The 10,609-nt window shown below is 54.4% G+C and carries 10 protein-coding genes; 7 read left to right on the forward strand and 3 right to left on the reverse strand.

Translation table 11 applies throughout. The features are described from left to right. Positions 1–27: 27 nt before the first annotated feature. Positions 28–1,422: a glutathione-disulfide reductase gene (gene gorA, locus AC3DKE_RS02525; RefSeq protein ID WP_340674509.1), complete on the reverse strand. Its 1,395-nt coding sequence runs from the start codon at positions 1,420–1,422 to the stop codon at positions 28–30. An 8-nt stretch (positions 1,423–1,430) separates the two neighbouring features. Then, on the reverse strand, positions 1,431–2,552 hold the full coding sequence (locus AC3DKE_RS02530; protein ID WP_487989986.1) for an aminotransferase class V-fold PLP-dependent enzyme: 1,122 nt from the start codon (positions 2,550–2,552) through the stop codon (positions 1,431–1,433). A 78-nt stretch (positions 2,553–2,630) separates the two neighbouring features. On the opposite strand from AC3DKE_RS02530, the gene chrA reads away from it, so the two are divergent. Continuing rightward, positions 2,631–3,860, forward strand: a complete 1,230-nt coding sequence (gene chrA / locus AC3DKE_RS02535) for a chromate efflux transporter (RefSeq protein WP_487989988.1) — start codon at positions 2,631–2,633, stop codon at positions 3,858–3,860. 31 nt (positions 3,861–3,891) lie between these two features. Here chrA and AC3DKE_RS02540 read toward each other — a convergent pair whose 3' ends face one another. After that, positions 3,892–4,821, reverse strand: a complete 930-nt coding sequence (locus AC3DKE_RS02540; protein WP_411729964.1) for a LysR family transcriptional regulator — start codon at positions 4,819–4,821, stop codon at positions 3,892–3,894. A 78-nt stretch (positions 4,822–4,899) separates the two neighbouring features. Between AC3DKE_RS02540 and AC3DKE_RS02545 the strand changes: the two genes are divergently transcribed. The 6 genes from AC3DKE_RS02545 to AC3DKE_RS02570 form a co-directional block, all read left to right on the forward strand. Beyond that, positions 4,900–6,132, forward strand: a complete 1,233-nt coding sequence (locus AC3DKE_RS02545; RefSeq protein ID WP_379069947.1) for an acyl-CoA dehydrogenase family protein — start codon at positions 4,900–4,902, stop codon at positions 6,130–6,132. A 74-nt stretch (positions 6,133–6,206) separates the two neighbouring features. Further along, positions 6,207–7,049 carry an SDR family oxidoreductase gene (locus tag AC3DKE_RS02550; RefSeq protein WP_487989991.1) on the forward strand — a complete coding sequence of 281 codons (843 nt, stop codon included), beginning with the start codon at positions 6,207–6,209 and terminating at the stop codon, positions 7,047–7,049. Positions 7,050–7,065: 16 nt separating this feature from the next. Further along, complete coding sequence (locus AC3DKE_RS02555) at positions 7,066–8,133, forward strand: phosphotransferase family protein (protein ID WP_487989993.1); 1,068 nt, start codon at positions 7,066–7,068, stop codon at positions 8,131–8,133. Continuing rightward, positions 8,133–8,825, forward strand: coding sequence for a histidine phosphatase family protein (locus AC3DKE_RS02560; protein WP_340674516.1), 693 nt, complete (start codon positions 8,133–8,135; stop codon positions 8,823–8,825). The genes AC3DKE_RS02555 and AC3DKE_RS02560 overlap by 1 nt, the downstream gene beginning before the upstream one ends. 14 nt (positions 8,826–8,839) lie before the next feature. After that, positions 8,840–9,583, forward strand: coding sequence for an SDR family oxidoreductase (locus AC3DKE_RS02565; protein WP_379069956.1), 744 nt, complete (start codon positions 8,840–8,842; stop codon positions 9,581–9,583). Positions 9,584–9,677: 94 nt separating this feature from the next. Then, on the forward strand, positions 9,678–10,609 hold a 932-nt coding region (locus AC3DKE_RS02570), incomplete at its 3' end, for an SMP-30/gluconolactonase/LRE family protein (protein ID WP_487989995.1).

Consider the following 10,609-nt stretch of genomic DNA (forward strand, 5'->3'; position numbering starts at 1 on the left):
GTCGATGCGCCAGTGTTATTAATAGCCCTAGCCCACAGTGCGGGTCACCGAACGTAGCGTGACCAGCTCTTCTGCTGAAGTCGGATGAATGCCGATGGTGTCATCAAAAATCGCTTTGGTGGCACCAGCTTTCATTGCCACGGCAATGCCCTGCACCAGCTCGCCGGCATCGGGCCCAACCACATGGCAGCCGAGCACAACATCACTGTCGGCATCGACAATCAGCTTCATTAATGAGCGCTCCTGACTGCCCGATAACGACAGCTTCATCGGCTTAAAGCGTGACTCATAAATATTGACGCGATGACCGTTCGCTACCGCATCTTCCTCACTAATGCCCACAGTGCCGATATTCGGCAAGCAAAATACCGCCGTTGGAATGAGCTGATAATTTACCGCACGATACTCATCAGGCTTAAATAAACGCCGTGCTACTGCCATGCCTTCAGCTAGAGCTACCGGTGTCAGTTGCAGGCGCGCAGTGGCTGCCTCACCACCAAAATCATCGCCAATAACATCGCCGATTGCAGAGATACTCGCCTCGGCCGTGACATAGTGCTCATCGACAGCGATATAACCTTGCTTGGTCAAGCGCACGCCGGTGTTTTCCAAGCCTAAGTTATCGAGCATGGGGCGACGGCCAGTGCCGTAAAACACGCAGTCGACAATGAGCTCGCGGCCATCTTTTAAGCTGGCTTTAATGCGACCATCATCGGTCTTAGCTAAAGACTCAATGTCGGTTTTGAACTGCAGGTCTAAGCCACTGACTTCAAGCTGATCACGCACATGCTCTCGCACACTCTGATCAAATCCACGCAGGAATAAATCGCCGCGATATAGCAGCGAAGTCTCGGCACCTAAGCCCTGAAAAATCGAGGCGAACTCCACCGCAATATAGCCGCCGCCAATCACCAAAACACGCTTAGGCAGCTGCTCTAAAAAGAAGGCGTCATTTGAGGTAATGGCCAGCTCGCTTCCTGGAAATTTTGGCACCGATGGCCAGCCACCAGTGGCAATCAAAATATGCGCTGCGCTAATTTTCTGGCCATTAATCTCGACGGTATTAGCATCAAGTAAACGCGCATGACCTTCGTGCAAAGTCACGCCGCTATTGCTCAGTAGATTTTTATAGATGCCATTGAGACGGCTGATTTCGGTGTTTTTATTGGCAATTAATGTTGACCAATCAAACACCGATTTGCCGACCTGCCAGCCGAAGTCGGCCGCATGCGCCAAGCTGTCTTGATAGCTTGCGCCATAGACCAAAAGCTTCTTCGGCACGCAACCGACGTTTACGCAGGTGCCACCCAAATAGCGGCTCTCCGCAACGGCTACACGAGCACCAAAGCCTGCGGCGAAACGCGCGGCACGAACACCGCCGGAGCCGGCGCCAATGACAAATAAATCCACATCAAACGACATACAAACTCCTATAACGCCTCAAGTGCCGTGCGTAAGCGCGCCACTGTGCGTTCAATATTTTGTAGCTTATCGAGACCAAAAAGCCCGAGTCGGAAAGTCTTGAAGCCAGCAGGCTCATTACATTGCAGTGGCACACCAGCCGCACATTGCAGGCCTAGCTCAATGAAACGCTTACCGGTGTGAATAGCGTCATCATCGGTATAGCAAACCACCACGCCCGGAGCTTCAAAGCCGACAGCAGCGACACTGCGAAAGCTATGCTCGGCGAGTAAGGAACGAACTTCACGGCCTAGCGTCACTTGTGCTTGGCACATGGCATCGAAACCAGCAGTTTCAGTCTCGCGCATGGCATCGCGCAAATAGATCAGCGCATCGGTGGGCATGGTCGCGTGGTAGGCATGACCGCCATTTTCATAGGCCAGCATGATCTGATGCCACTTCTTCAAATCGAGAGCAAAGGATGTGCTCTGCGTTTCGTTCAAGCGCAGCAAGGCGCGCTCACTGAGCATAATCAGTGCCGCGCATGGTGTGGCTGACCAGCCCTTTTGCGGTGCGCTAATCAGTACATCGACGCCGAGCTCACGCATATTGACCCAGAGCGTGCCTGAGGCCACACAATCGAGCACAAACAACCCGCCATAGGCATGCACGGCCTCGGCGACAGCGCGAATATAATCATTTGGCAAGACGATGCCAGAGGCGGTTTCAACGTGCGGCGCAAACACCACGGCGGGTTTTTCTGCTTGGATGGCGGCGACCACATCCTCGATTGGCGCAGGTGAAAATGCCGCTTGATGCTCATCTGAGCCAGTGCTGGCCGACAACACCGTTGTGCTTGCGGCAATGCGTCCAGTCTCTAAAATTTGCGTCCAGCGAAAGCTAAACCAGCCATTGCGAATAATTAAACAGTGCACGTCATTGGCAAATTGGCGAGCCACAGCTTCCATACCAACGCTGCCACCGCCAGGTATAATTACTGCTGAATCAGCGCTATAGACACGTTTGAGCATGTCAGAAATATCGCGCATGCAGGCCTGAAACTCAGGTGACATATGGTTGAGGGCGCGATCGGTAAAAACCACTGAATATTCATGCAGCCCGGGCTTCGGTGCCTGTAATCGATTGTTCACACATTCCTCACACTAATTGCGCTAAAAAGACCTACCTCGTATACCCTTTGCCCAATGCTAGACGCAAGCCAAAATACAATGACAAAGCCCAATACTCGTCGTGCTGAAGGCCGCAAAATAGTGCAGCCACTAAGTACTATTAGCACAGCACAAATCTTTCTGTGCTTTCTCCAGCTTGGCTTCACCGCCTTTGGCGGCCCGATTGCGCATCTCGCCTATTTTCGCGAGGCCTTCGTGGCCAAACGCCACTGGATATCCGAAGCACAGTACAGCGAGCTGGTAGCCATGTGCCAATTTTTGCCAGGACCATCCAGCAGCCAGGTCGGCTTTGCGCTGGGCTATCACGCCGGCGGCTGGCGCGGCGCACTTGCGGCATGGCTGGGTTTCACGCTGCCCTCGGCACTGCTGTTGACGCTCGCAGCAGTGGGTGTTTTGGCAACACAGGGCTTGCCCACGGGCATCTTGCAAGGCTTATTGGCGGTGGCTGTAGCTGTCGTCGCGCAAGCCATTTGGGCGATGGCAAAGCAGCATAGCGCAGGCGGCGGACGACTCATTGTCATGCTCTTGGCCGCCGCTGTTTTGTGCGTGTTTAGCTCGGCACAAGCCACCGTTCTTGTACTGGTCTTGGCAGGACTTATTGGCGCAATAAGCTTTCGCCCTACAAGCACCGACACGCAAACAGCGGCCCTGCGCGCACCAAGCTTCCCAATTGGCATACTGCTGTTGTGCTTAGCTTTGTCTTTACTCTTTGTCTTACCGCTACTAAGCACGCTCTCGCCGTGGCTGGCGCTGACCGATAGCTTCTATCGCGCTGGCGCCTTGGTTTTTGGCGGTGGCCATGTCGTGCTGCCATTACTGCAGGCCGAGCTGGTCACGCCTGGATGGCTGAGTGCCGACACTTTCTACACCGGTTATGGCTTGGCGCAGGCAGTGCCAGGGCCACTGTTTACGCTTGCGGCTTATTTGGGCGCTAGCGTGCCGGCACTGGCTTCGCCTCTGCTTGGCGCAAGCATTATGCTCATCGCAGTGTTTCTGCCAGGGCTACTTTTGGTCATCGGTCTGCTGCCGTTTTGGGCGCATTGGCAACGCCATTTGCGAGTACGTGCGGCAGTTATTGGCCTCAATGCAGCAGTAGTGGGTTTGCTGCTGGCAACCTGGCTGGTGAGCATAGTTCCGCATGCGTGGACAGATTGGCGTGGCGTGGCACTAACAATTGCTGCCAGCACTGCTCTGCAGTGGGCAAAATGGCCAGCGTGGCTGGTGGTGTTGCTGAGCACTGGGGTCGGCTTTGCACTCGCGATGGTGTGACGACGAAACACACGCACCGCATTAAGCGTTATTACGTCTGTAGCGCTTGAAACAGCTGCTCACGTAGCCAAATTAACGCCGGCTCGGTTTCGCGTTGACGATGCCAATAAGCATGCAACTCTAAATCAGGCAGCGCCAAGGGCATCGCCATCACGGCAAGGCCTGAGCTCAGACGTACTTGTCGGCGTGGCATCGTCAACAAGCAATCACTGGCGGCAACCACTTTGCAGGCCGCCTCATAATGCTGGCAGCGCAGCACCACTTGGCGCTCAAAACCGAGTTTGGCCATGGCCATATCTTCCACGGCACGACCAGTTCGGCGCGACGAAACAATGACATGTTGAGCAGCAAAATAACGCTCGCGCGTGAGCTTCATGGGCTGGCGCGCGACCACCACGAAGTCATCGCTAGCTAAGGCGGCATGAGCAATATCTGGCGATACTTGTTGCGCGACATCGATGGCGATATCTAAACGCCTTGCAGCTAAGTCGGCGCGTAGGTTGCTGCGGTCCAAGCGCACGCTGGAAATTGGCACCGCTGTCGTATTTGAAAGCGTGGCGTTTGAATCCGGCGCGTGCAAAAACTGCTCACGCAAATGCGCGACCAAGGGCGGCAGCAAGCTAGGCTCCAGCTCATCATTCATGGCGATAGTGACTTGGGTAATATCGCGCTGCGGATCAAAATCATGGCTACGCGCAGCGGCTAGGCGCAACAAATTCAGCGCAGCATCAATATCTGGCCAAAGCTTATCGGCCACCACCGTTGGCATCACGCCCTGCCCTTCGCGCACAAACAAGGGGTCATCCAAAGACTGGCGTAACCGACCAATGGCATGGCTCACTGCCGACTGACTCAGGCACAGTATCTCAGCCGCGCGCGTAAGACTGCGCTCGCGATAAACAACGGCAAAGACGCGATAGAGATTCAAATCGATCTGGCGCAGATCATTCATATTATTCATGACTCACTATGACAAATATTCACTCGATGCATTATATGCCGTGGTCTAGCATCAATGCATCGAAAACGGAGGTGACGTATGCATTTTGAACTCAGCGAACGCGGTCAGGACTATTTGGCCCGCGTAAAAACCTTTATGTGCGAACACATCGAGCCCATCGAGGCTGAGTTTTGGCGCGACGTGCAGACTCTAAATCCAGATGGCAACTGGCGTAACTGGCAACACCCACCGATATTAGAAACGCTAAAAGCTAAGGCCAAAGCACAGGGCTTATGGAACTTGTGGATGCCCGATGCCGAACTGGGCGCCGGCTTGAGCATTGCTGAATACGCGCATATTGCCGAGCAAACCGGCCGCAGCCTCATCGCGCCAACGGTGTTTAACTGCAACGCACCCGACACCGGCAATATGGAAGTGCTCTGGCGCTATGGCAACGAGGCGCAAAAAGCCCAATGGCTAACGCCCCTGCTCGCCGGTGAAATTCGCTCGGTTTTTTGCATGACCGAACCGGAAGTCGCCTCTAGCGATGCCACCAATATGCAGGCCACTGCCATTGTAGAAGGCGATGAAATTGTGCTCAATGGCCGCAAATGGTGGTCTAGCGGCATTGGCGATCCGCACTGCAAAATTGCTATTTTCATGGCACATACACCGAACGCGGAGGCCAGCCGTCACGGTCAGCACTCCATGGTCTTAGTGCCGCTAGACACGCCCGGCGTTGAAATCGAGCGCATGCTGCCGGTGTTCGGCGATTTCGACGCGCCGCATGGTCATGGCGAGGTCACATTCACCAATGTGCGCGTGCCTGTGGCGAACTTTATTGGCGGCCCCGGCCAAGGTTTCTCCATCGCGCAAGGTCGCTTAGGCCCAGGCCGCATTCACCATTGCATGCGCTGCATTGGCGCCGCCGAAAAAGCCCTTGAGTTGATGATCGATCGCGGTTTATCGCGCACGGCATTTGGTAAGCCGCTGCTGAACTTGGGTGGCAACCGCGAGCGTATTGCCGAGGCACGCATTGCCATCGATCAAGCCCGCCTACTGACGCTCTACGCAGCTTGGAAAATGGACGCCGTCGGCACCTTTGCGGCGATGACTGAAATCTCGGCCATCAAAGTGGTAGCGCCCAATGTCTTGCAGCAAGTGGTCGACATGGCGATTCAAATCCACGGTGGTGCTGGCGTCTCCCGCGACACACCACTAACGGCGTTTTTTGCGCAAGCGCGCAGCTTGCGCTTGGCCGATGGCCCTGATGAAGTCCATAAAGGCGTGATTGCGAAAATCGAAATCGCCAAACGCGACTTCAAAGGCTAATTTTCATCCATAGATGTTACGTCTTGTGGTTTAGCCGCTAGACTCCAGAATAACTTGACCGAGCAGTCACCCCTATGAGCGATGTACAACGTGTGTTTATTACCGGCGGCGCTAGCGGCTTAGGCCGAGCCTTGGCAATTCAATACGCCCGCGCCGGCTGGGCTGTGGCCATTGCCGATGTGCATGATGGTCGTGGTGCTGAAACCTTAAAAGAGCTCAGTGAGCTGGCAAAGCAGGCAGGCACCGCTGCACGTTTTGTCCCGCGTTATTTTCATGCCGACGTAACCTGTGAGGCTGAGCTACAAGCTGTTGCCGATGCACTGGAGGCCGATTGGCAAGGCATCGACGTGCTCTATAACAACGCCGGCGTAGCTCAGGCTGGTGCCATTGAAGATGTGTCGCTGAGCGACTGGGAATGGATTGTGAATATCAATCTGCTCGGCGTGGTGCGTGGCTGCAAGATTTTCACGCCAGGCTTTAAACGCCAAGGCAGTGGTCACATTGTTAATATCGCCTCCATGGCAGGCCTCTTGGATGTGCCACGCATGGCCTCATACAACGTCACTAAGGCTGCCGTAGTTGCGCTCTCCGGCACCCTCACCCATGAGCTGATGGACGCTGGCATTGGAGTTAGCGTGGTGTGCCCGTCATTTTTCCCGACCAACCTTGAAGACACTATGCGTTCGACAGATCCTGGTCTGAAAAAAATGATGAATAAGCTTTTGGCCAGCGGCAAACTCAGTGCCGATGAAGTGGCCGAGCGCATCATCGCCGGCGTAAAAAAAGGCCAGCAACACATCCTGCCGCATGAGTCTGGCGAGCGTTTATGGCTACTGAAGCGCTATCTGCCACAAGGCATGTATCGCTATGTTTTCCAGCGCAGCATTCAGCGCATGAAGCCGCGAAATAAGCGCTAAACCACGAGATATAAAAATGGCATTGATTGATGTAGGCGGCGCCATTCGCGCCGGTGAAGACTTAGACACAGCGGCAATCGATCGCTGGCTACGCGAGCATTTAAATGACTTGAGCGCAGGTCTGCCCGAGGTTACGCAGTACAGCGGCGGCGCCTCAAACTGGACTTATCGCCTGCAATACGCCAATCACGATTTGATTTTACGCCGCCCACCAGCGGGCACAAAAGCGAAATCGGCGCATGACATGGTGCGTGAATATCGTGTGCAGGCAGCTTTGGCTGATGCCTATCCGGTGGTGGCGAAAATGGTGGCGCTCTGCCAAGACGCCGAAATCATTGGCTGCGATTTTTACGTCATGCATCGCATCGAAGGCATTATCCCGCGCGCAAACTTACCGAAAGAATTAAGCCTCAGTCGCGAGCAAGTACGCGAGCTTTGCACCAACACCTTAGACCAGCTGATTGCACTGCATGAAGTCGATTATCGTGCTGTTGGCCTTGAGCAACTCGGCAAAGGCGATGGCTATTGCAAGCGCCAAGTCGATGGCTGGTGCGACCGCTACGAAAAAGCACAAACTTGGAATGTGCCTCGCTACAAAGCCATTCGCGCATGGCTGAAAAAACACACGCCAGCTGACGTCAAAACCTGCATCGTACATAACGACTGGCGCTTCGATAACGTCGTGCTCGACCCTTCCAACCCAACGCAAGTTATCGGTGTCTTAGATTGGGAAATGGCCACGCTAGGCGATCCATTGATCGAGCTTGGCAACGTTTTAGCGTATTGGATTGAGCCCACTGATGGCGGCATTTTGCGCAAAACTCGACGCCAACCAACCCATCTCGATGGCATGCTCACTCGCCGTGAGGTGGTGGCTTACTACCAAGAAAAAACTGGTATTAGCATTGAACATTGGGCGTTTTACGAAGTCTTTGGTCTGTTCCGCGTTGCCGCGATTTTGCAGCAAATCTACTACCGCTATTACCACAAGCAAACCGATAACCCCGCCTTCAAAAGCTTCTGGTTAGTTAACTGGGCAATCTGGCAGCGCTGCCGCCAAGTCATTCGCGAGGATGGCCACTAATGCCGGCACTCACCTTAATTCGTCACGGCCAAGCTTCATTCGGCGCCGCCAATTACGACCAGTTATCAACATTAGGCTACAGCCAAGGCGAGCGCTTAGGTCAGGCCTTTGCAGAGCGCGAGGAAGCCCCGACTCATGTATTTATTGGCGGCATGCTAAGGCATAAACAAACTGCTGAAGCCTGCCTCAATGCGGCTGGTTTAAAAGCTGAGCTTATTTGCCTAGATGGCTTTAACGAGTTTAATCACGAACAAGTGCTTGAGCGCTTCGAGCCGCGCTTTGCCGATCGCTCCGACTTCACCAAGCTGCTCGCGAGCTATGAAAACCCGCACAAAAGCTTCGCAGCATTATTTCGCAATGCCCTGTTGCGTTGGGTCGATGGCCAATATGACAGCGATTACGATGAATCGTGGAGCACCTTTCAAGCTCGCTGCAATGACACTGTGGCAGAAGTCTTTAGCAAGCTCGGCAGCGGTGACAGCGCCTGGGTCTTTACCTCTGGCGGCTGTATCTCGGTAGTTGCACAAGCACTGTTAGAGCTCAGCGATTCAGCCGCGCTAAAAGTGAACTGGACGCTGGCCAACGGCGGTCTCACGCAACTCAGCCAAGGCCGCGGCACTCGCCAACTCATCAGTCTCAATGAACACGGACACTTCACTGGCCGCCATCGCGAGCTACTGACTTACCGATAATTTAGGAACTTATTATGCGTAAAACAATTTTAATCACCGGCGCCAGCTCTGGTATTGGCGCTGGCATGGCTCGTGAATTTGCTGCACAAGGCTGTGACCTTGCTCTCTGCGCACGTCGCTTGGAGCGCTTGGCCTCCTTACGTGATGAGCTCACGCAAGCCCATGGCGTAAAAGTCAGCATCCGCGCCTTAGATGTGAATGACTACGATAGCGTGTTTGATGTGTTTGAAGATTTCGCCAGCGAGTTTGGCCAAATCGATCGCGTCATCGTCAATGCCGGCATTGGCAATGGCCGGCGCATTGGCAAAGGTCATTTCGCCATTAACCGCGCCACCGCCGAAACCAATTTCGTTGCCGCCTTGGCGCAATGTGAAGCTGCTGTTGGCATCTTTCGTCGGCAAAATGCGGGCCATCTCGTCACCATCTCATCGATGAGTGCACGCCGAGGCCTGCCAAAACACCTCACTACTTATGCCGCTAGTAAAGCCGGCCTTGCACATTTAAGCGAAGGCATCCGCGCAGAACTACTCGATACGCCGATAAAGGTGACTACGGTATTCCCCGGCTATATTCGTACCGAACTCAATGATGGTGCGGGCAAACTGCCCTTTGAGGTTAGCGCCGAAGTTGGTGCCCGCGCCTTGGTGAAAGCCATCAACCGCGAGCCTGGAAATTGCTCAGTTCCAGCCTGGCCATGGGCGGCCATGGGCTTTCTTATGCAACACCTGCCCTTGCGTTTGGTTAGTAAATTAAGCTAAACAAGTGCGCTGCTGCTGGTAACCTCCAGCAGCGTGTCATTTCAAAAAAATAATTTGCCACTAATGTAGTGCGATATAAAAATAAGGAAGCCTCATGAGCGCTCGCCCCTTTTTACTGGCCGTACCGGTCGTTATTTTGGGCTGGCTAACGCTAGCTCCCACCACCGTTGAGCCCGTCAGTTGGCAGCCACCCGAAGCGCCTTCGCAGAAATCTGGCGTATTTAAAAGCAACGATGATTTACGCAATATTCAACGCATCGGCGACCTCGACATTCGTGGCCCAGAAGCGCTTCTTCTCGATGACGAAGGCTTTCTCATCACCGGCCTAGCCGATGGCCGCATCATTCGCACCAGCCTCGATGGCAATAGCTTGAAAGTCATTGCCAACACCGGCGGCCGACCACTCGGCCTAGCTCGCCACCCCGATGGCCACCTCATTGTTGCCGATGCAATTCGCGGCCTCATTTCAGTCAGCGACGATGGCGAGATCAAAGTGCTCAGCACGAAAGCTGGCGACCGAGCCTTCAAATTTGTCGATGATGTTGCCATCGATAAAGCTGGCCGTTACGCCTACTTCAGTGACGCCTCTAGCCGCTGGGGCTATGGCGAAGATGGCACCGCCATCATGGAACATGCCGGCGATGGCCGCTTACTACGCTACGACTTCGCCAATGGCGAAACCACGGTATTACTCGATGGCCTAGAGTTCGCCAACGGCGTCGCACTCGGCCCTAACGAAGACTATGTGCTGGTCAATGAAACCGGCGCTTACCGAATCAGCCGTGTCTATTTGAGCGGTGACAAAGCCGGCCAACACGATGTCTTTATCGACAATCTTCCCGGCCTACCCGACAACCTAAGCTTCAATGGCACAGACCGCTTTTGGGTAGCGCTTTACACGCCGCGCAACCCACTGCTCGATGCATTTTCCGACTACCCCTACGTGCGCAAAATGCTAGTCCGCGCCATGCAGGTTTTACCTGCGCCGATTGCTCATCGCGCCATGATTATTGGCCTAGATAGCGA

This window comes from Paraperlucidibaca sp., assembly GCF_982810325.1.